Source organism: Bacillus sp. BS98 (assembly GCF_008432245.1).
In the GTDB taxonomy this organism is placed as follows: Bacteria; Bacillota; Bacilli; order Bacillales; family Bacillaceae_G; genus Bacillus_A; species Bacillus_A toyonensis.
The window spans coordinates 58,225-80,063 of sequence record NZ_CP043832.1 but is presented as its reverse complement, the minus strand read 5'-3'; the positions used below and the strand labels follow the sequence as shown (position 1 = coordinate 80,063).

The window sequence follows — 21,839 nt, the reverse complement described above, 5'->3', positions numbered from 1 at the left end:
TTATTAAATAGAAAAATGGAATACGGAAACTATACAGTTAATTTACGCGAAAAGGAATAACTATGCTTCTTACCCAAGTTAGAAAATCTTTATACAAAGTCAGGTTGCAGGCGATAATTTTTAAATACTATGAGAAATGGAAGTAAGAACATATTACATTTCTATCGTTCTATTTGTCTTCATGTAGTACTAAATAGAATAACTTCTTACCCATACCCATACCCAAAATCGATTATGTAATCTAATTATGATTCAAATTACTTAACCTGGTCATATTTAGTTGGCATTCCTGTATTCATTCCGAAGCATGGATGTTTTATCATTCTTATATTCATCATCCTCATTCCTAATTGATATTGACTTTCATTTTATATTTATTATAATTATATATAAATTATTAAAAAAAAATCAATATAGATTTATATTCTTTGATGTGATACTATGTATTTCTGGTTATGTTGAAGAGTTTTCAACAATAAGTTATTTTCCTAAATCTACGAAATAGAGAAATCAGTTTAATTGGATCTACCTTCCATCAACATCAAGCTAAAAAACAACCCAAATATAAAAAGATTGAATTCTCAAGATGAAAATGTACAATTTTGTTTTAAGTGCGTCATAAAATTTTTAAGTTGATGGAGAGATAGGGTGACCTCTACTAGTTAGTGGTAATATTAGTTTGTGAAAAAATGTCGAATTTGTGAGAATTTTGTGATTTTTTGTCTTGTGATACTTTATATTTAGTGCTAAACTCATAATACAAAGAAAGAGTAGCCGAAAATATCTCCATCCGAACAGAAAAGACTGAAGATTCAGTCTAATTATTAAATGAATAATACTCATGTTTACTACTCTTTCTTTGTTTTATTTTATATATGATATTGAACATTATGTATAGATAGCGGGGTGAATGGAATGTAATTATTCGGTAAAAGTAGAGGATAAGTATTCTGTTGTTTGTATGACATCTTAATGAATAACATACTTATTACAAATATTTGTAGAGAGAATTGAGACGTTTTTTTCAATCTAGCAACGAAAAATGTGAGTTCATACAAGTAAATAAACAGCTACAAATAATTATGAATCTAGTCAACAAACTGAGAATTTCATTGAAGATTCGGTATAACGAGATTTAGCCATGGAGTTTATCATTCATGCAGATTTTAATTAAGATTCTAAATGCATAAGTAGACCGAAATTGATAAACGTTTTTGATGATCTTTTTGAAAATTATAAGACTATCTAATTAAAAATCTGAGAAATGATTTTTAAGTGACATTTGAATAAACAAAATTATTTGTGATTTATATTTTTACTAAATGAATCAAGAATTAGGTAGTGGTGTAGAACAATAATTTAAGGACAATATTTTGGTGTATATAGGAGGGAGTATAAAATAAGGATCTTATCTCAAGAGGGATATTAATGTACGTTTGGTTTCTTTAATTACAAAATCAATTACAAAAACTACAAAAACTATCTTTGGCATTTAAAAAGCCCTATATTACGGATGGGAGCATGAAAGAATGCCTATAGGAGGGGGAAAAAGATTCTGGTGAATAATGTTATAAATCATTTAAAAACGCGATTAAAAAACTGAATATATTAATATTGTGAATATAAAGACAATAAAAGGTAATATCAATAAACTAATAGCGTTGAAATAAAAGCATTATTAATCAGAAATGTATGCTCAAAATAAGACGGTAGATATGATATAAAATCTCGGGATTTTATAGGAATGATGAAAAACGTAACTTCGCCAGTTACAATTATATCGAAAATTGTTTAACTTGTAAATATTAAACTTAGTGAAAGTAATGTTACATTTAAAAAATGAAGTTTAGTAGAGTACAAGAGAATTATTTATAGAAATTTGTTTTCAAGCTTTATGTGTATAACGATTAAAAGAAATGGAATACCATCAGCCTATAAAGTCATTGTCATTGCATATTCATATTAGAGCCATCTAATTATAACTGATAGGAGAATGACATGATCAAGAAAGTAACTTCGATTTTTTCGATTCTAATGCTTTTTATATTTACTATAGGTCAGAGTTTCACATCGATAATAGCAAATGCACAGGAGTTAAATACAACAGGATTTGTTGATAGTTTTACAATCGATAAAACGACGCTTAACTCCGGAGAAACGACAAGAATGGCAGTACAGTTTAGTGATAAATCTGGGAATCAAATGAAAGCTGGAGATACATTAACATTAACATTACCTTCAGAATTGAAAGGATATAGTGGAACTATTCCATTAAATAATGATGCAGGTGTTAATTTTGGTACTTGTCAAATAAAGACAACTAATGTTGTATGTACATTTAGTGATACGGTTGAGAAACTTAAAAATATTAGAGGGAATTTTTATTTCCAAGTTAAAGCAATTGATGTTGCACAAGGACAAACGGTAACAACTGAAACGAATTTAGGTACACAATTAGAAAAGAAAACGGTAACGATTATCGGCCCGACTGGTGGTGGAGGTGGCGGATCTTCACCATTTTCATACAAAACGGGTAGCATTCAACCAGAAAACACTAATGAAGTACAATGGGTTTTAAATGCAAATACTTCAAAACAAAATTTAGATAGTGATATTGTTTTGGTTGATACTTTACAAGAAGGGCAAACGCTAAATCAAGATAGTCTCCGTATTGGAGGATTTGCAGCTCCAATGACACCACAAGAATTCCAAGCGCAAGGTTATGGCACGGTTACATTTATTGGTGATAATGGATTTAAAGCTGTTATCAATAAAGATAAAGCCAATGGTCTTACTTTTGTTTTTGAATATAAAGCAAATATAACTGATAGTGGAAAGAAATTAGAAGCATTTTATAATAATTATAACGTAGACTACAAGGTTACAGGTGAAGAGAAAGTATCTAAATCAGATAGTGTCAGTGTTAAAAATATAGATCAGGGCGGCGGTGCGCAAGGCGATTTACCTCCTAAGGGAACGTTAAGAATTGTGAAGCACATTGCCGGTAATGAGACAAAATTTATACCAAATGTTTCATTTAACTTGTATACGGAGTCAGGTCAGCAAATTGGTAGTACGTATACAACCGATCAACAAGGTATGGTCGAGGTTCCTAATTTAGACCCAGGTAATTACTATGTACAGGAGATTGCAGGTCCAAACTATTTGGATTTTGATCCTCAAGTAAAAGTACCTTTTACCATTGATGCCAATGCTGATAAAGGTGTAAAGCTTACTATTCCGAATAAAGTAAAAACGACATCTGTTTCAGGAACGAAAACATGGAATGACAACAATGCAACAGATCGTCCAAGCTCAATTCAAGTAGAGTTACTGCAAAATGGAAATTCAATCAAAACACAAGAAGTAACAGCAGTGAATAGCTGGAACTATACGTTTGCAGATTTACCTGCATATGATAATGATGGTAATGCTTATACGTATACAATAAAAGAGCAACCAGTAGCGGGATACAAATCAGAAGTGAATGGCTACAACATTACAAATACAAAAGATGCAAAGACATCTGTTTCAGGAACGAAAACATGGAAAGACGGAAATGCAACAGATCGTCCAAGCTCAATCCAAGTAGACTTATTGCAAAATGGGAACGTAATCCAAACAAAAGAAGTAACAGCAGCAAATAGTTGGAATTATACATTTGCAGACTTAGCACAATACGATATGAACGGTGTTGCTTATACGTATACAGTAAAAGAGCAACCGGTAGTGGGATACAAATCAGAAGTAAATGGCTACAACATCACAAATACAAAAGTAGCGAAAATGACAGTAGAAGGAACGAAGAAGTGGAAAGACGGAAATGCAACAGATCGTCCAAGCTCAATCCAAGTAGATTTACTACAAAACGGAAATGTAATCCAAACACAAGAAGTAGCAGCGGCAAATGATTGGAAATATTCATTTACAAATGTAGAATCATATGATGTGAATGGTAGTGCCTATACGTATACAGTAAAAGAACGACCAGTAGCGGGATACAAATCAGAAATAAACGGTTATGACATTACAAATACAAAAGTAGGCCAAACAACGGTAGAAGGAACAAAAACGTGGAAGGACGGAAACGCAACAAATCGTCCGACAACAATCAAGGTAGACTTACTACAAAATGGTCAAGTAGTTGCGACGCAAGAAGTAAGTGAAGCAACAGGCTGGAAATATGGATTCAAAGACTTAGCAGCATATGATGCCGAAGGAAATGCGTACAAGTATGAAGTAAAAGAACAACCGGTGGATGGATATAAAACAGAAGTAAACGGTTATGACATTACCAATACAAAAGATGCAAAAACATCTGTTTTAGGAACGAAAACATGGAATGATGGAAATGCAACAAATCGTCCAAGCTCAATCCAAATAGACTTATTGCAAAATGGAAACATAATCCAAACAAAAGAAGTAACAGCAGCGAACGGTTGGAATTATACTTTTGTAGACCTAGCGCAATATGATGCAAATGGTGTTGCTTATACGTATACAGTAAAAGAAAAACCGGTAGCGGGATACAAATCAGAAGTAAATGGCTACAACATTACAAATACAAAAGTAGCGAAAATGACAGTAGCAGGAACAAAAGCGTGGAAAGATGGAAATGCAATAGATCGTCCGACAATGATCAAAGTAGACTTACTACAAAATGGAAATGTGATCAAAACACAAGACGTACTAGCAGCAATAGGTTGGAAATATATATTTGCAGATTTAGAAGCATACGATGCGAATGGAGTAGCTTATCAATATGAAGTGAAAGAACACCTAGTAGCGGGATACAAATCAGAGATAAGCGGTTATGATATTACGAATACAAAAGTGGCACAAACAACGGTAGAAGGAACAAAGACATGGAAAGACGGAAACGCAACAAATCGTCCAGAAATGATCAAAGTGGACTTACTACAGAATGGTAAAGTAATTGATACAAAAGAAGTAAGCGCAGCGAGCGAATGGAAATATGCGTTTACAGACTTAGCGGCATATGATGCCGAAGGAAATGTGTACAAGTATGAAGTAAAAGAACAACCGGTAGATGGATATAAATCCGAAGTAAAAGGTTATGACATTACAAATACAAAAGTGGCACAAACAAAAGTAGAAGGAACGAAGACGTGGAAGGACGGAAACGCAACAAATCGTCCAACAACAATCAAGGTAGACTTACTACAAAATGGTAAAGTAATTGACACAAAAGAAGTGAGCGCAGCGGGCGAATGGAAATATGCGTTTACAGACTTAGCGGCATATGATGCCGAAGGAAATGCATATAAGTATGAAGTAAAAGAACAACCGGTAGATGGATATAAATCCGAAGTAAAAGGTTATGACATTACAAATACAAAAATGGCACAAACAAAAGTAGAAGGAACGAAGACGTGGAAGGACGGAAACGCAACAAATCGTCCAACAACAATCAAGGTAGACTTACTACAAAATGGTAAAGTAATTGACACAAAAGAAGTGAGCGCAGCGGGCGAATGGAAATATGCGTTTACAGATTTAGCGGCATATGATGCCGAAGGAAATGCATATAAGTATGAAGTAAAAGAACAACCAGTAGATGGATATAAATCAGAGGTTCATGGTTATGACATTACAAATACAAAAGTAGCGCAAACAACAGTAGAAGGAACGAAGACGTGGAAAGATGGAAATGCGACAAACCGTCCGACAACAATCATGGTAGACTTACTACAAAATGGTAAAGTAATTGACACAAAAGAAGTGAGCGCAGCGGGCGAATGGAAATATGCGTTTACAGATTTAGCGGCATATGATGCCGAAGGAAATGCATATAAGTATGAAGTAAAAGAACAACCAGTAGATGGATATAAATCAGAGGTTCATGGTTATGACATTACAAATACAAAAGTAGCGCAAACAACAGTAGAAGGAACGAAGACGTGGAAAGATGGAAATGCGACAAACCGTCCGACAACAATCAAAGTAGACCTACTACAAAATGGCAAAGTAATTGATACAAAAGAAGTGAGCGCAGCGGGCGAATGGAAATATGCGTTTACAGACTTAGCGGCATATGATGCCGAAGGAAATGCGTACAAGTATGAAGTAAAAGAACAACCAGTAGATGGATATAAATCAGAGGTTCATGGTTATGACATTACGAATACAAAAGTAGCGCAAACAACAGTAGAAGGAACGAAGACGTGGAAGGACGGAAACGCAACAAATCGTCCAGAAATGATCAAAGTGGACTTACTACAAAATGGCAAAGTGATTGATACAAAAGAAGTGAGCGCAGCGGGCGAATGGAAATATGCGTTTACAGATTTAGCGGCATATGATGCCGAAGGAAATGCGTACAAGTATGAAGTAAAAGAACAACCAGTAGATGGATATAAATCCGAAGTAAAAGGTTATGACATTACAAATACAAAAGTGGCACAAACAAAAGTAGAAGGAACGAAGACGTGGAAGGACGGAAACGCAACAAATCGTCCAGAAATGATCAAAGTGGACTTACTACAAAATGGCAAAGTGATTGATACAAAAGAAGTGAGCGCAGCGGGCGAATGGAAATATGCGTTTACAGATTTAGCGGCATATGATGCCGAAGGAAATGCATATAAGTATGAAGTAAAAGAACAACCGGTGGATGGATATAAATCAGAGGTTCATGGTTATGACATTACGAATACAAAAGTAGCGAACTTAACAGTAGAAGGAACAAAAACGTGGAACGATAACAACGCAACAGATCGTCCAAGCTCGATTAAAGTAGACTTACTACAAAACGGTAAAGTAGTAGATACAAAAGAAGCAACAGCGGCAACAAACTGGAAATATGCATTTGCGGATGTAGAAGCATATGACGCAAATGGAGTAGCATACAAGTATGAAGTGAAGGAACAGCCAGTAGCGGGATACCAATCTGACGTACACGGTTATGACATCACAAATACAAAAGTAGGCGAAACAAAAGTAGAAGGAACGAAAACATGGAAAGACGATAACGCGAAAGATCGTCCGGAAATGATTACAGTAGACCTTTTACAAAATGGTACAGTGATTTCGACGCAAGAAGTAAGCAAAGTAACAGGCTGGAAATACGAATTCAAAGATTTAGCAGCGTATGATACAGAAGGTAAAGCATACAAGTATGAAGTGAAAGAGCAAGCAGTACCAGGATATGAATCAAAAGTAAGTGGTACTGACATCACAAATACAAAAATAGGTCAAACAAAAGTAGAAGGAACGAAGACATGGAAAGACGGAAATGCGAAAGATCGTCCGGAAATGATCAAAGTAGACTTACTACAAAACGGTAAAGTAGTAGATACAAAAGAAGTAACAGCGGCAACAGAATGGAAGTACACATTTGAAAACCTCAAAGCATACGATGCAGAAGGTAAAGCATACAAGTATGAAGTGAAAGAGCAAGCAGTACCAGGATATGAATCAAAAGTAAGTGGTACTGACATCACAAATACAAAAGTAGGCCAAACAAAGGTAGAAGGAACGAAGACATGGAAAGACGGAAATGCGAAAGATCGTCCGGAAATAATCAAAGTAGACTTACTACAAAATGGCAAAGTAATTGCAACACAAGAGGTAAGTAAAGCAAGTGAATGGAAGTACGTGTTTACAGATTTAGCTGCATATGATGCCGAAGGAAATGCATACAAGTATGAAGTAAAAGAACAGCCAGTAGATGGATATAAATCAGAGGTAAAAGGTTATGACATTACGAATACAAAAGTAGGCGAAACAAAAGTAGAAGGAACGAAGACATGGAAGGATGGAAATGTAAAAAACCGTCCGGAAATGATCAAGATTGATCTACTACAAAATGGAAAAGTGATCGCAACAAAAGAAGTGAGCGCAGCAGATGAATGGAAATATGCGTTTACAGATTTAGCGGCATATGATGCCGAAGGAAATGCATACAAGTATGAAGTGAAAGAACAACCAGTGGATGGATATAAATCAGAGGTAAAAGGTTATGACATTACAAATACAAAAGTAGGCGAAACAAAAGTAGAAGGAACGAAGACATGGAAGGATGACAATGCGAAAGACCGTCCGACAATGATCAAGGTAGATCTACTACAAAATGGCAAAGTGATCGCGACAAAAGAAGTGAGCGCAGCAGATGAATGGAAATATGCATTTACAGACTTAGCGGCATATGATGCCGAAGGAAATGCATATAAGTATGAAGTGAAAGAACAACCAGTGAATGGATATAAATCAGAAGTACATGGTTATGACATCACGAATATAAAAGATCCAAGTACGGATCCAAAAGATCCAAGTACGAATCCAAAAGATCCAAGTACAGATCCAAAAGATCCAAGTACGAATCCAAAAGATCCAAGTACAGATCCAAAAGATCCAAGTACAGATCCAAAAGATCCAAGTACGGATCCAAAAGATCCAAGTACAGATTCAAAAAATCCACCTACTCAAGAAAATTCTACGACATCAGTATGGCTTCCTAAAACAGGTGGAACATCAATGGATATGATTTCATATATTGCTGGAATGTTGTTATTGGCTTTAGGTGGATTCGTATTAGTTCGTCAACGAATGAGATAAAAAGACTGGTTATGTTGGTTTGAATTATAGCTTGATCAAAGTGTTGCTGTAAATATAGATTTTATAAATAGAGGAGACCCACACATTTTGAAAAAAGTTTAATCAAAATGTGTGGGTCTTAATTTTAGATTTCTTAAGTTTGTATAATTAATTGTGTTTTTTGTGTTTACTTTCATTTAATCCACCCTCAGAGAGTAGATATAGGTAGATCTATATTGACTGTTGTTCCTTTACCTACTTCACTTTCAATAAATATCTTTCCTTGGTGCTTCTCAATAATTTTATAACAGATCATTAATCCTAAACCGATACCATTTTCTTTGAGACTATAGAATGGTTCTCCTAGGTAAGGTATACGTTCCTGTTCAATTCCACACCCATAATCAGTAAATCGAATGTTTACTTGATTTTGATCAGGTGCATATTCGATTTGAATCAATATTTCCCCTCCCATTGAAGTTGCCTCAATTGCATTTTTTAAGATATTTATAAAAACTTGCTTTAATTGATTACATTCACAAAGTATGAATGAAGTATCAGATGTAAACTGAGTTTTAATTTGTATGCAATTCATTGTCGCTTGAGGTTCAAGTAACATTACAACTTGCTTCATTAATACATTCAGGTCATTAGTTTTAATTTCTAATGCCTCAGGTTTTGCTAATGTCATAAATTCGCTAGTAATACTATCTATACGTTCAATCTCTGATAACACTATATCTATGTAATGCTCGGTATCCTTATTTCCCAGTGATTGTAATAACTGCATGAATCCTTTCATTGCTGTTAAAGGATTTTTAATTTCATGAGCAATTGCAGTGGATAATTGACCTACTACAGCAAGTTTCTCCGATTTTCGTAATAATTCCTCTGTTTTTAGCCGTTCAGTGATGTCTCGAGAGATGCTTAAGAAAACTTTTTTGCCATTCAAGTTAAACACACGAATAGAAAATTCAATTGTCAGGGTTTTTCCTCTAGGAAAAACAAATTCATCTTGTAATGTAAAAGATGTTTGCCCTTCTCTAATTTTTTCTATGATTCTTTGGACCATTGGAGAATCTGGTAGAACGTTACTAGGGAAAGACATCGAAAGAAGTTCTTCTCTACTATATCCAAATCTTTTACACGCAACAGGATTTACTTCGATAAAGCGAGTTGGTAATTCATTATCATTCAGTTCCACTACATATACTGCATCAGTTGCTTGTTCGATGAGTGCACGGTATTTCATTTCACTGTCACTTAATTGCTGGTGTAATTGATGCAGTTTTCTTTCTGCTTGTTTCCTTTCAGAAATGTCTCTACAAATTCCTGATAAAGCAATTACATTACCTCTAAAATCTAAAATAGGCGAAATTGTCAGGCTTACATCAATTAAAGTTTTATCTTTTCTTTGTCTAACAGTTTCAAAACGGGTAAGAATTGGGTCATTCATATTGGTATTTTTAATGTGGTTTATATATTCTAAAGTTTGATCTATTAAAAATTCAGGCACGCAAGGTAATTTTTTTCCTACAGATTCTTTTTCTGACCAACCAAATATTCTCTCATAAGCTTTATTCGCTTGTAACATATGCCCATCTAAATCAAATATAGTGATAGCATCTACATTATGGTTAATAAATGATTCTAGTCGCTCTTTGGTAACCTTCAGTTCATTTTCCGCATTTATTCTTTTCGTTATATCAACAGTAGAACCAACTACCTCAACCACTGTTCCCCCTCTTTTAACAGGTCTAAGAGAGAAAAGTATCGTAGCCTCATCATTTGGCCATGGTAGTTCAAAAGTTACTTCTTCACCATCCCATGCCTGTTGATAATATTTTAATAGTCGAGGAATTAAATGAAATGGAATAATTGAAGCATCTATATTAGATAAACATTTACCTACGACTTGCTGAGAGTGAAACCCGTTTTGATAAAATAATTGTCCATCACATAGAGTATGGACAAAATTCCCCCCTACTTTTTCGAATTTAAAAATACCTCCTTGCAATTGGTGTACAGTATCCTTTAATTCTCGCTTTGATTCTAGTAATGTTTCATTCGCTTTGGCTAAATTTTGTGTTAAAACATATAACTTTTGATACGACTCCATAAGAAAAATACCAATTAAGAGTCCGCATGATATAAAAAATGTACCTTGGATGTTAAGAAGTATAAGTGGTATAGAAGGAAAAAAGAATCCAAATACAACATGAATTATAACTAGATAAGCAGCTAGATAAAGAAAAACGCTTTTAAAAGGATGGATATTTTTTAGATATGTTTTGAATATAGTATATATAATAGCTATTCCTAAAGATGCTATTAAAGCTGGTCCCCAATCACCACCAAGGTAGAAAATACGCATAAATAAAATAAACATTAATGTAATCCAACCAGCTGTACGACCAAAATAAATAAAAGAAATAATTAGTGGAACGACTCGCAGGTCGTAAAACAATCCCATGTGCTTAAAATTAAAAATCATTAAAATGGCAGCTATGATACCTGCGTAAATACCACAAAATAAACGAAATGATTTAGAATCTACTTTACTTATAAATACTTGAATAAAAATAGATGTACTAACTAAGAATGCAAAAATAGATAGATTAATGATGAACCCTGTAAAAAGCATGCCATATTCCCCCTTAGTAAATATATTGAAAAATAGAAAGGAAATTCTATGAATTATGCGGTGATTAGACTTGTTATTTGGAAAAGGGAAATGAGTATTGATAAAAATTCAGTTCTTTTTTATCTTTTTCCAACAATAGATCCTTCACTAAAATATTAAATGTAAGAAACATTAATTTTAGATAGGAAATGAATGCTAATAAGGATATATAATCAGGGCATCTACAACCCATGTTAGTAAATAATGTGTATAAGTTTTGTATCTATTTAAATAGGCGATAAGAAATAGTAATTGCTTAAAAGATGGGGGACAGTCGTCTCCTGGCCGTAGGAACTACGGGAATAGCCTAATGAACTAGAAACCAATAAGTTTTCAGTACCTAACAATCTCCCACTTCAAACATTGAACTAGAATGTTAAGTGGTGATTAGTCCGAAATATTTTCTGTATTAATAAAAATAATAAACTAAGTATAAAAAAAAGAAAACAACTTGGATAGGAACAAATTGTTTTCTTATGAAGGGTACAACAAAGAAAGAGTAGGGAAGGAATACACAAACATGCCAATCTAACGGAGTGGAGTAAAATAGGTAAAGACTGAAAAATCAGAAAATTTATAAAGCGAAGTTTCCTATTTAATCTCTTTCTTTGTAAGTATAAGTTTAACATCAATAACAAGATAAAACAACAAAAAAATACAAAATTCTGATAAATTCGACATCAAATTAACTGCTAAATAAATCTTTTACGTTAATATATGAAAAATTTCTTATTAAAATGTACTGAATGGATTTTGTAACATTTGCGAAATCAGTGGATCCAGATCCAGGTGATGAAGATGATCCTGTGACGCAGAATGGCTATACGTATGCGGATAATAATCCGGCGATGATGACAGATCCGGATGGTCACTTTGCTCAATTTTTAATTCCAGTAGCTATACATGGCGCACGTTATGCAGCTAAGAAACGCGCAAAATATACTTATAGATATGCTAGAGGAAGAGCTTTTGAGAAAAAAGCTCTAAGAGAACTGGGATTAAAAAAGAACTCTAAACGTATAAATGGTACTATACCTGATAGTTTATCTAAAGGAAGAATTACAGAAATAAAAGATGTTCGAAGGGTATCAATGAGCAAACAGTTTAGAAGGTATGTAAAAACTGGGAAAAGGATTGATTTAGTTGTTTCGAAACATTCTAGAGTTTCTAAGCCACTTCAAGCAGCGATAAAGAAATCAGGTGGTAAAATAAAAGTTAGATATGGGAAAAATCGATACTATACTCATAAATAATTTTTTGAAAGTTGAAAAATATTGTTTAATAATGTAAACAATGAATCAAAATTAAATTATTATAGAAAGGAGCTTTATTTTGACTGTAACAATGAGTGTTTATACTAAAGAGAATATTGGTTCCAAGATATATGCAAATTATTTTTTTAATACGCTACAAAATAAAGGACTTACTGTCAAAAAAATTGCACTTTATGAGCCCATAAATAAAGAATTTACTATAGAAAAAGCAGTGGAAATGTGGAATTTGGCTGAACCTGGTTGTTATGATGAAGAATTAGATGCATTGATTGGTACTGCGGGGGGGCTTCTTGGTAAAGGGCAAGGGTTTTCTTTTATGGTAAATTGGTGGAATAATCCTAAGGAAGCTAGTATAAATTATTTAGATATTAGTTTTCAGGAAAAAACGTTTAATAAATATAAAGATGCTATAATAGTAATATTCAAAGAAATAACATTATTATTTAATGCCTTATACGGATATATAAGTGAAGAAAATGCTATAGATCGTCAACATGTAACCGGTACTTTAAAAGAAAGAATACCTGGGATATTTTGGTGCAATTACTTTGGTGATGTTTTTGCTGGTTATATTGGGAAAGAAAAATTAAATTCTTTTCATTGGTTTGAAAAATTGGAGATGGATAAAGGAATATTAACTTTTATAGGAGAGAGTCCTCAAGATGACTTTTTACAAATAGAAAAACAAATCAAAAATAATTTTGGTTTAGATTTGTTTAACGGTCAATCAAGAGAATATCCAAAATTATAAAGTAATTATTATTTTGTAGAAAGGGAATCTATACAAGGATTCCCTTTTTTATTTGAATGTTTTTATCCCTTGAAAAAGGTTGATCATGAAAAGATGGTGTTCGTCTAGCGACGAAATCACAAGGCCAAACGTTATTCTATCACTACAGTCTACGTGGTGACGTAGTGGCGATGACAGATGCAAACGGACAAGTAGTCGCAAATTATGAATATGATGCATGGGGTAATGTCTTAAAGAATGACGCGAAAGGTATTGCAGCAGAGAATCCATTTGGATATGCGGGATACCTGTATGATAAAGAAATTGGCATGTATTACTTAATTGCGCGATACTATAATCCAGATCCGGGTGATGAAGATGATCCTGTGACGCAGAATGGTTATACGTATGCGGATAATAATCCAGTGATGAATGTGGATTCAGATGGTCACTTGGCATGGATGGTATTCAATGCAGGATTCGCAGCATATGATGGTTATAATGCTTATAAAAAGAATGGCTGGAAAGCAGCAGCAATAGCTGTTGGCGTTGGTTTAGTCGGTGGAGCAGCTTTCAAAGGTGGAAAGATAGCTTATAAAGCTGCTAAGAATTGGTATACTACGACACGCCATTGGAGTAAGGGAACATTTAAAAGCAGATCAAAATCTCTAGCATATCATCATAAAAAGCATGTAACTTGGAAAGAAAAATCTTATGGCCAAAAAAGATATACAGATATGGCTAGATCTTTTTATCGATCAAACAAACATTTGAGACAAGAAGTAGTTTTATCAAATGGAAAAAAAGGTTATAAAATTAAGAATGGGAAAAAAGGTGGTTATTATACTAAAAACGGTAAGATAATTACTTACTGGAATAATGGATGGAAAAAGAAAAAGCGCTAAGAATTTAATAAGTGAATGGATTGTGAATATTACAATGGCAAAAATTAATTTAGAATTATTGCAAGAGATAAAGAATGCTAAAATACAATTAGAAATTCCATATCCTTCAGATGATATTGAGCGCATCCAATTAGATTATAATATAGATTGCTTTGCTGAAGATTATTACAATTATTGTTCGATAATTGAAGGAAGTTTAAGTTATGTTTTATCTCAAAAAAAAATTCCTATTCATCAAAGGAGATTATTGTATAAAAATTTTTATCAAATGTATCCCCAATATATGTTCTTATTTAGAGAAAAATCAAAGTATCAAGAATTGCATCAGCAATTAAATGTTTATGAATATACTCGGAATTTATTAATTAGAGCAGTTGAAACATATTAGTCTAGAGTTATAGTAAGTCGATATATATTAGTAATAATTAGATTTTTAATGGGTAAGTTAGGGGTTTGTTGCAAATTTGAAAAAAGCAAAAACGGGTTGGTAAATGAGGAATACTGTTTAGAAAGTAGCTAGTAATTATTGAAGTTCATTGTACGTTGAAAAGGCGGAGTCTCTTTGAAGACTTCGCCTTTGTTTATATATATCGTGAGTAATCTCGATGCCTTATAGCGTACGTGAAGCATAACAAAAATTTTGAAACTCTACATATATCTAGAGAAACAATCTTACTCGAACGTTACAAATATGATAAAACAGGGAACCGTACTGAGATTGCACGAGACCTTGGAAGCGGAAAAAAAGAAATTGTAAAATACGAATATGATTACGATGGTTTTGGTAACCGTAAAACGGTTAAAGAAACAGTAGCAGGAAAAATAGTAAAAAATGTGAGTCTAGCCTTTAACGCTGGGAACCAACTAGAAACGTACGGAAATGAAAAGTTGAAATACGATGCAAATGGTAACCGTACAGCAGATGGCAAGTATAGCTATACATGGAATGAAGCAGATCAATTAACGACCATTACGAAACAAGGTGAAACGGCACCATTTGCGAAATATAAATATGACGATGATGGTCGCCGTATTGAAAAAGAAGTAAATGGGCAAATCACACGTTACTTCTACGATGGTGACAGCATTAATCCTTTATATGAAACAAATGGAGAGGGAAATGTCCTTCGTCAATATGTATACTCAATAGACGGTGTACGTCTCGCGATGAAAGCACAAGGACAAACGTTATTCTACCACTACAACCCACGTGGTGACGTGGTAGCGATGACAGACCAAAATGGACAAATTGTTGCAAACTATGAATATGATGCATGGGGTAATGTATTAAAGAGTGACGCAAAGGGTATTGCAGCAGACAATCCATTCGGATATGCGGGATACATGTATGATAAAGAGATTGGCATGTATTACTTGATTGCTCGTTACTATAATCCAGAGCATGGTGTATTCTTATCAGTAGATCCAGATCCGGGTGATGAAGATGATCCTGTTACACAAAATGGATATACGTATGCAGATAATAATCCTGTAATGAAGATTGATCCGGATGGGCATAAAGCATGGAAAAAGAAAGGAAAACGTATTTGGTATGCAACGAAGGCCGGTGCTAAAGCAGGTGCTAAGGCTGTTTATCAAAGTTATGCTAGTATTGGGAAGGCCTTATCCTTATCAGTGGGGTTCTCTATTGGATATTCTAAAGGGAAATTTCAATATAAAAAACAGAACAGGCCAGCTTATAATAAAGCCTACGTAAATAAAGCTGCTAGAAAGGCTGGACTTAAAGTAGGATTTAAAGTGTTTTGGGGCGTTGGGTTAATAGAAGATGCTTATACTTTTGGATCGGCGGCATATAAGGGATATAAAAAAGCGTATAAAAGTTATCGTTAAAATAATAAAAAATCTAAGTGAAGAAAGTGATAGGGTAAATATAAATGATAAATATTTATGTTATAGACAATTTGTTTCCACTAATATTAAAATATCCAATACGGATAATTTTAATATTAGCAGGGTTAGGTTTGATTCTTAAGTGTATAAAGCAAAGACTCTTTTTATCAGCAGTACTTATGGTATCCGCACTCGCTTTACTTATTATTGTTACTTTTACAAATATTTTAACATCAGTACTAACAGATATTCCTCTCACAGTACAGTATGTTAGTTTAGTAATCTTTACGATAATTTATTGTTTTATATTTGATTATGAGTTATCCCGTAATTAAATAACGTAGAACTAGAAGTGGAACACTATACTATTGTAAGGTTATAAAAATTATGTTGCTAAGTTTTGTAACATCCAACTAGATTAGAGATTTGTCACTAACTAGAATTCAACTATGGTGCTTATCCCATCCCTTTGAAAAGGGGGAATTAGAAAAAAGCAAGCTTGCCTTTTAAGGAAGCTTGCTTTTTTCTAAGCTATATTCGTATTCTTTGACTCTTCTATAAAATGTATTACTCTTCATTCCTACTCTTTGCATTGCTTCTACTGCAGTAATTTTATGATTTTTCCATTCTTGATAAGTTTCTATAAAATTATCATCAATTTCAACTTTTTTGCGGCCAAATTTAACACCTTTTTGAAGTGCAATTGTAATTCCCTCTTTTTGTCGTTCACGAATCCTTTTTCTTTCATCTTCAGCCATATAACTTAATAAATGCAAAATTAAATCTGAAATAAGGGTTTCAATTCCATTTAAATCTTTATATTTCATGGTGTTAAGAAGGGGCATATCTAACACAACGATATCAATTTCTTTTTCCTCAATTAATTCTTGCCATTCGTCTAAAATCATTTGTTTATTTCTTCCCAAACGATCTAGTGATTGAATATATAAAATATCTCCATTTCTCAACATACGCTTCATAAGTTGATATTCAGGACGCTTAAAATCTTTTCCACTCGCTCTCTCTATAAAGATGTATTCTTCAGGAATATTTATTTCTGATGCAGTCACAAGTTGTCTTTCAATAGATTGATCCTTACTACTTACTCTAATGATTGCTCGTTACTTTAATCCAGAGCATGGTGTATTCTTATCAGTGGATCCTGATCCAGGTGATGAGGATGATCCTGTGACACAGAATGGGTACACATATGCAGATAATAATCCAGTGATGATGACGGATCCAGATGGTAAATGGGCATGGTTAGTACCGGTTGCAATTGCAGGTGGAATGGTAGCAGCTAGGTATGGTGCGAAATATGCAATCCGCTATGGTGCGAAATATGGTAAACAGGCAGCAAAGTGGGTAGGTAATAAGGCGAAGACAGTTTATAATAATTATAAACACTCTGGGGCTGTGAACAAAAAATTAAAAAATATAGGGAAGCAAACTAATAAAGTACAGCATATTTTAGCTCCAAAGCACAATTGGAATAAAGTTACAAAAAAAACCGGGTGATTTTAAATCTGTTTCTAAAGTTATGGGGAAGGTAATGAGGAAAGGGAAGGAAACACCATATAAAAAATCAAGTTATCAAAGAACTATGAAGGTGAAAGGACAACAAGTAACGGTTACGTATGCTAAAAAGAACGGGAAGATATATATATCAAATGGGTGGGTAAAATAATGAATAATTTGTTAAAAGATGCAATTTATCGAGGAGACATTGGAAATGCTATAGCACATGCAAATAAAATAAGTATTGAGGAATTAGAGGATTTATTAATAGAATGGTCTTTTAATGAACCCAATATTATTGTATACACTTTCTTGACTAGTTATTTAGAGAGTCGAAATGATGCTAGATTACATTCACTAGCATCAGATATTTTATGTCATCCACTATGTCATTTAGAGGGGGCATACCTAGCTGCTTTTTATCATGCAAAGAAGTGTATCGAATTGGAGCCTAATAATATGCAATATAGGGAGTTTTTATTGTTTTTTGCTAGTGTTCCAGATGATGTTTTTGAAGAAAAATCAGCTATGAATTGGGCAAAAGATATATTAAAAGATGACCCAAACAATGAGGTAGCTAAAAATTATATAGAAGAAAATTTATGACAAATGGATAGTAAGTTCGTTATTTGAATTGGAAAATGAATGTTTGCTATATGATGTAGAATAAATGAAAGTAGAATAATAAACAGAGAAGTAATTGAAAGAGGGAAGAGCTGATGTGATGTAGACTCTTCTCTCTTTTTGTATACAATTAATTTTTGTTGATTATAAAATCATAAGAAGAAGCGTTATACTACAACCCACGTGGTGATGTCATTGCAATGACAGACCAAAATGGACAAGTCGTAGCAAACTATGAATATGATGCATGGGGTAACGTATTAAAGAGCGACGCAAAAGATATCGCAGCAGAGAATCCGTTTGGATATGCAGGATACATGTATGATAAAGAGATTGGCATGTATTATTTGATTGCGAGATATTACCAACCAGAGCATGGTGTGTTCTTATCGGTAGATCCAGATCCGGGTGATGAAGATGATCCGATTACGATGAACGTATACACGTATACGGATAATAACCCAGTTATGACGACGGATCCAGATGGTCATGTACCTTGGTTAGTTATTAACGCTGGTTTTGCCGCTTATGATGCGTATGGAGCTTATAAATCTAGTAAAATTTGTAAAAGCGTTGGGAAAGCAGGGCTAAAAGGATTTGTAGGTGGGCCACGTATTAAAGCTGTTCGACAAATTGGAAAAGTTGTACAGATGAAGAATGCTAAGAATATTCGTTTTACACAGGATAGTGTAAAAGGGACTTTCCAAAGTGGTGGATCGGTAAATAAGTTGGCTAATCAAATGAAAAGAGGACAGGTTAGTTCAAGAAATTTACCACCAATTAAAATATTTAAGCATCAAGGTAATATCCATTCCTTTGATAATAGGAGGTTGTATGCTGCAAAAAAAGCAGGTGTGAATGTTAGGGTTCAATGGGCTACAGCGAAGGAGATACAAAAAGAACTAAGGAAAGGTAAACTAAGTACTAAAAATCAAAGGGAATCTATAATGGTTAGAGGTAGTAGAAAAAATATAAAAGGGGTAATAATGTGGATATCTATGATTTAATTAGTAATGTGGATTCAAAAGAGAAACTGTTAGAATTTCTATTTTACTTGCAAAAAGATTTCAAAGAGAATAAAGATGAATGGGAAAATATAAAAATAGAGGATTATCTAGAGGGCATGGAAGCGTGGTTAAATGATTGTGAGGGAGTCTATCAAAACAGAGGTGAAGAGATACCGAAAAATATATCATGGGGTTTCATTGCACAGGTGTTATTAGCGGCAGCCTACTATGAATAAATTAATTGATCGAGGTCTAAGCTCGAATAAAAAGTGAAGAGTCTAAATGGGGTTCAGCCGAGATACGTGTAAAAATGGGTCATATAGTGGAATTTATCTCCATCATATGACCCCCTTTTATTTTAATATGCATATGTGCATTGGTTTTTGTATCATTTGCATAAAGTTAGGTAATATTACTTAATTGCGCGATACTATAATCCAGAGCATGGTGTATTCTTATCAATAGATCCAGATCCGGGTGATGAAGATGATCTTGTGACGCAGAATGGCTATACGTATGCGGATGGTCACTTTGCTCAATTTTTAATTCCAGTAGCTATACATGGCGCAAGAATGGCTGCTCCTCATGTCGCACGTTATGCAGCGAAAAAAGGAATTAAACGGGCGACTTTAAATGCTATGAAAAAGAAGCTTTTTCAAGTGCATCACTTTGCAACAAATAAAAGTGAAAAATATACAAATCAATTCCAGAAAATAAGTAAAAAATATGATTTAGATTTAGATGCAGGCTGGAATAAAAAAAGGATGCGTCATCAGGGGAGACATCCAAATGCATACCATGAATTTATGTTAAGAAATATGAAAAAGATTGATAAGCAAGCTAAAGGGGATAGGCAGCAGTTTCTAAGGTCTTATCGAAGCTTAAGAAAACATGTTTAAAAAATTCAGATATGCTATATTCACCATATTGGAAAAATAAAAAGAAGAGGAGATAAAAATGCGTGAGATTTATAAATATTTAGATGAGTTGCAGAATGATATTTTTGTACTACAGTGTGAGGGAATTGAAAGAAAATATTATCAAATTTGTGTACAATTAGCAGGTATGGACGCTGCAAAAAAATAAATGCAATAGACATGACGGGATATAAAAAGGAATTAAAAGAAAGGTTTATAGAGGTTAGTAATTATTTAAATAATAATAAAATAAAAAGTGTTTATTTTGAATATGATTTAGATAATAATTGGGCTGGACAATATTATTTGTGTGAGGACTATTATCCTATAGAAGATGAGGATGACGATTGGGCATGTGAATGGGAATTTTGTATAGAAGGTCCAGAACAAAAAGAGTTTAGTACTATATATGATAAAAGTGATGGGTTTGATACTACTGAGGCATCACATGGAATTATAATCTTTTTGATTGCACGAACAGTTATTGCGTATCTAAAGAGTGTTCCAAAAAGTGATTTAGATATTCCTGTTTGTATTGGTTTCCATGACCAAGAGCCAATTTTTCGATTAATAAGGGATTAATAGCTATTAATTGATACGTGGTAGAAGAGAGAATGAACCGAGAGGTCTTAAGGATTTTATTACCTGAAGAAAGAGGGGTTTTACTAACTCGTTCAGAGTGTAGTGACGATTATAAGAGACAATTAGATAACATTGAAAGTTCTGTTGCAAAGTGTGAAAAAAATTGAGCGAGGGTTATAAAGTGGAGATCGGGTTAAGCGACCGCTACTAATTTTTGTAGTGCATTGTACGCCGAAAAGACGGAGTCTAATCCAAGACCTCGTCTCTGTTTATATATAGCCTGAATCGTTTCAATCCCTACGGATACTTTGGAATCCAGAAGATTTGGCAAAGCGTCGTTTTACATGTCGATGATCTTGTTCAATAAGATTATTACGATGTTTAATGGTACAGTGTTTGGTATGTGTATAATAATTGTTTTTCTTTAATTTTTTAAATGCACAAAGCAAAGCCGGGGCCTTGTCTGTCGTATGAACCGATGGTTCTCCAAAAGCGTTGACGAGTCGCTTTATAAACATTTAATCCGCTTGATGATCACGTGTTCTACGAAGTTGAATATCCAAAGTATGTCCATCTCCATCAATTGCACGATAAAGATAGCGCCACTCCCCTTTAACTTTGATGTAAGTCTCATCTAAATGCCAAACAGGGTGTGCCGTTTTGTTTTTCTTTTTCCATATTCATGCACCTAAAGTATGATTGTTGTAGGATGAACGGATATACCACGTTCTTTCAAGATTTCAGAAACACCACAATAATTTAACAATAATAGCCGACGGCTACCAAGATAATGTCTCTCTCGAATTGTTTTCCTTTAAAATATCCCATATGTTATGCTCCTCATCTCATTCTTTCTACAGTCTAGCTCAGCTCCAAAAACTTTGCAATAGAACCCTTATGACTATGTATATATAATAGTTAACTTCCCTCTATATAGATATGCAATTTTACATATCCATATAGAGGAAGAAATAAGCGAAAAGTATTGAAAAGTTATACTGAAATAATTTTTCTGGAATGAAAATTCACCTAGTTAAATTAAATTAAGTACCTTTTTATTAGTACTATTAAATTATAATTATTTTAATTATAGTAGTGAAGTTGCATAGCAATTTTAGAAGTATAGTATTTTAATTTCTACACATATCAAATAATTAAGATAAAAAAACAAAAAAGGACAAAATTATACAAA

14 protein-coding genes and 5 pseudogenes are annotated in these 21,839 nt (G+C 33.6%); 15 read left to right on the top strand and 4 right to left on the bottom strand.

Annotated elements, in window-relative coordinates:
• Window positions 1–1,998: 1,998 nt before the first annotated feature.
• Window positions 1,999–8,577 carry a Cna B-type domain-containing protein gene (locus F0362_RS28895; RefSeq protein WP_149890185.1) on the top strand — a complete coding sequence of 2,193 codons (6,579 nt, stop codon included), beginning with the start codon at window positions 1,999–2,001 and terminating at the stop codon, window positions 8,575–8,577.
• A 187-nt stretch (window positions 8,578–8,764) separates the two neighbouring features.
• Here F0362_RS28895 and F0362_RS28890 read toward each other — a convergent pair whose 3' ends face one another.
• Window positions 8,765–11,200 carry a PAS domain S-box protein gene (locus F0362_RS28890; protein WP_000899496.1) on the bottom strand — a complete coding sequence of 812 codons (2,436 nt, stop codon included), beginning with the start codon at window positions 11,198–11,200 and terminating at the stop codon, window positions 8,765–8,767.
• A gap of 785 nt (window positions 11,201–11,985) precedes the next feature.
• On the opposite strand from F0362_RS28890, the gene F0362_RS28885 reads away from it, so the two are divergent.
• The 4 genes and pseudogenes from F0362_RS28885 to F0362_RS28870 all read left to right on the top strand — a co-directional run bounded on the left by F0362_RS28885 (window position 11,986) and on the right by F0362_RS28870 (window position 14,536).
• Entirely contained in the window at window positions 11,986–12,492 is a 507-nt protein-coding gene (locus F0362_RS28885) for a putative toxin (protein WP_000348316.1), read from the top strand.
• Between the two features lie 79 nt (window positions 12,493–12,571).
• The gene (locus F0362_RS28880; protein WP_000219086.1) at window positions 12,572–13,264 is read left to right on the top strand and encodes a hypothetical protein; all 693 of its coding nucleotides are present in this window, start codon (window positions 12,572–12,574) and stop codon (window positions 13,262–13,264) included.
• Between the two features lie 92 nt (window positions 13,265–13,356).
• Window positions 13,357–14,148, top strand: a pseudogene (locus F0362_RS28875) (RHS repeat-associated core domain-containing protein); the annotation flags it as partial.
• A gap of 22 nt (window positions 14,149–14,170) precedes the next feature.
• A complete protein-coding gene (locus F0362_RS28870; RefSeq protein ID WP_224993714.1) occupies window positions 14,171–14,536 on the top strand; it encodes a YxiJ-like family protein in 366 nt (121 codons plus the stop codon).
• Between the two features lie 135 nt (window positions 14,537–14,671).
• Here F0362_RS28870 and F0362_RS31135 read toward each other — a convergent pair.
• A pseudogene (locus F0362_RS31135) lies at window positions 14,672–14,764 on the bottom strand (IS6 family transposase); the annotation flags it as partial.
• Window positions 14,765–14,769: 5 nt separating this feature from the next.
• Between F0362_RS31135 and F0362_RS28865 the strand changes: the two are divergent.
• The gene (locus tag F0362_RS28865; RefSeq protein WP_000682224.1) at window positions 14,770–15,999 is read left to right on the top strand and encodes an RHS repeat domain-containing protein; all 1,230 of its coding nucleotides are present in this window, start codon (window positions 14,770–14,772) and stop codon (window positions 15,997–15,999) included.
• A gap of 44 nt (window positions 16,000–16,043) precedes the next feature.
• Entirely contained in the window at window positions 16,044–16,334 is a 291-nt protein-coding gene (locus F0362_RS31505) for a hypothetical protein (protein WP_000608385.1), read from the top strand.
• A 171-nt stretch (window positions 16,335–16,505) separates the two neighbouring features.
• Here the strand turns inward: F0362_RS31505 and F0362_RS28855 are convergent, their stop codons facing one another.
• Window positions 16,506–17,069 carry a recombinase family protein gene (locus F0362_RS28855; protein ID WP_000127207.1) on the bottom strand — a complete coding sequence of 188 codons (564 nt, stop codon included), beginning with the start codon at window positions 17,067–17,069 and terminating at the stop codon, window positions 16,506–16,508.
• A 40-nt stretch (window positions 17,070–17,109) separates the two neighbouring features.
• Between F0362_RS28855 and F0362_RS28850 the strand changes: the two are divergent.
• The 8 genes and pseudogenes from F0362_RS28850 to F0362_RS28825 all read left to right on the top strand — a co-directional run.
• A pseudogene (locus F0362_RS28850) lies at window positions 17,110–17,430 on the top strand (RHS repeat-associated core domain-containing protein); the annotation flags it as partial.
• 121 nt (window positions 17,431–17,551) lie between these two features.
• Window positions 17,552–17,686, top strand: a complete 135-nt coding sequence (locus tag F0362_RS31130) for a polymorphic toxin type 35 domain-containing protein (RefSeq protein ID WP_240522382.1) — start codon at window positions 17,552–17,554, stop codon at window positions 17,684–17,686.
• Window positions 17,686–18,123 (top strand): hypothetical protein, encoded by a 438-nt coding sequence (locus F0362_RS28845; RefSeq protein ID WP_001061275.1) that lies wholly within the window; start codon window positions 17,686–17,688, stop codon window positions 18,121–18,123. The genes F0362_RS31130 and F0362_RS28845 overlap by 1 nt, the downstream gene beginning before the upstream one ends.
• Before the next feature lie 158 nt (window positions 18,124–18,281).
• Window positions 18,282–18,761, top strand: a pseudogene (locus F0362_RS28840) (RHS repeat domain-containing protein); the annotation flags it as partial.
• Between the two features lie 368 nt (window positions 18,762–19,129).
• Complete coding sequence (locus tag F0362_RS28835; RefSeq protein WP_000356072.1) at window positions 19,130–19,384, top strand: DUF7660 family protein; 255 nt, start codon at window positions 19,130–19,132, stop codon at window positions 19,382–19,384.
• Window positions 19,385–19,642: 258 nt separating this feature from the next.
• Entirely contained in the window at window positions 19,643–20,047 is a 405-nt protein-coding gene (locus F0362_RS28830; RefSeq protein WP_002156197.1) for an AHH domain-containing protein, read from the top strand.
• Between the two features lie 58 nt (window positions 20,048–20,105).
• Window positions 20,106–20,234 carry a hypothetical protein gene (locus F0362_RS31305; RefSeq protein WP_002156196.1) on the top strand — a complete coding sequence of 43 codons (129 nt, stop codon included), beginning with the start codon at window positions 20,106–20,108 and terminating at the stop codon, window positions 20,232–20,234.
• Window positions 20,235–20,245: 11 nt separating this feature from the next.
• Window positions 20,246–20,647, top strand: a complete 402-nt coding sequence (locus F0362_RS28825; protein WP_002156195.1) for a hypothetical protein — start codon at window positions 20,246–20,248, stop codon at window positions 20,645–20,647.
• Between the two features lie 193 nt (window positions 20,648–20,840).
• Here F0362_RS28825 and F0362_RS28820 read toward each other — a convergent pair.
• Window positions 20,841–21,475, bottom strand: a pseudogene (locus F0362_RS28820) (IS6 family transposase).
• Window positions 21,476–21,839 lie beyond the last annotated feature (364 nt).

Excerpts from the sequence above, each read along its gene's own strand:
- F0362_RS31505 (WP_000608385.1), top strand. The coding sequence starts at position 16,044 with ATGATAAATATTTATGTTATAGACAATTTGTTTCCACTAATATTAAAA.
- F0362_RS28895 (WP_149890185.1), top strand. The coding sequence starts at position 1,999 with ATGATCAAGAAAGTAACTTCGATTTTTTCGATTCTAATGCTTTTTATA.
- F0362_RS31130 (WP_240522382.1), top strand. The coding sequence starts at position 17,552 with ATGAGGAAAGGGAAGGAAACACCATATAAAAAATCAAGTTATCAAAGA.
- F0362_RS31305 (WP_002156196.1), top strand. The coding sequence starts at position 20,106 with ATGCGTGAGATTTATAAATATTTAGATGAGTTGCAGAATGATATTTTT.
- F0362_RS28885 (WP_000348316.1), top strand. The coding sequence starts at position 11,986 with ATGGATTTTGTAACATTTGCGAAATCAGTGGATCCAGATCCAGGTGAT.
- F0362_RS28825 (WP_002156195.1), top strand. The coding sequence starts at position 20,246 with ATGACGGGATATAAAAAGGAATTAAAAGAAAGGTTTATAGAGGTTAGT.
- F0362_RS28890 (WP_000899496.1), bottom strand. The coding sequence starts at position 11,200 with ATGCTTTTTACAGGGTTCATCATTAATCTATCTATTTTTGCATTCTTA.
- F0362_RS28845 (WP_001061275.1), top strand. The coding sequence starts at position 17,686 with ATGAATAATTTGTTAAAAGATGCAATTTATCGAGGAGACATTGGAAAT.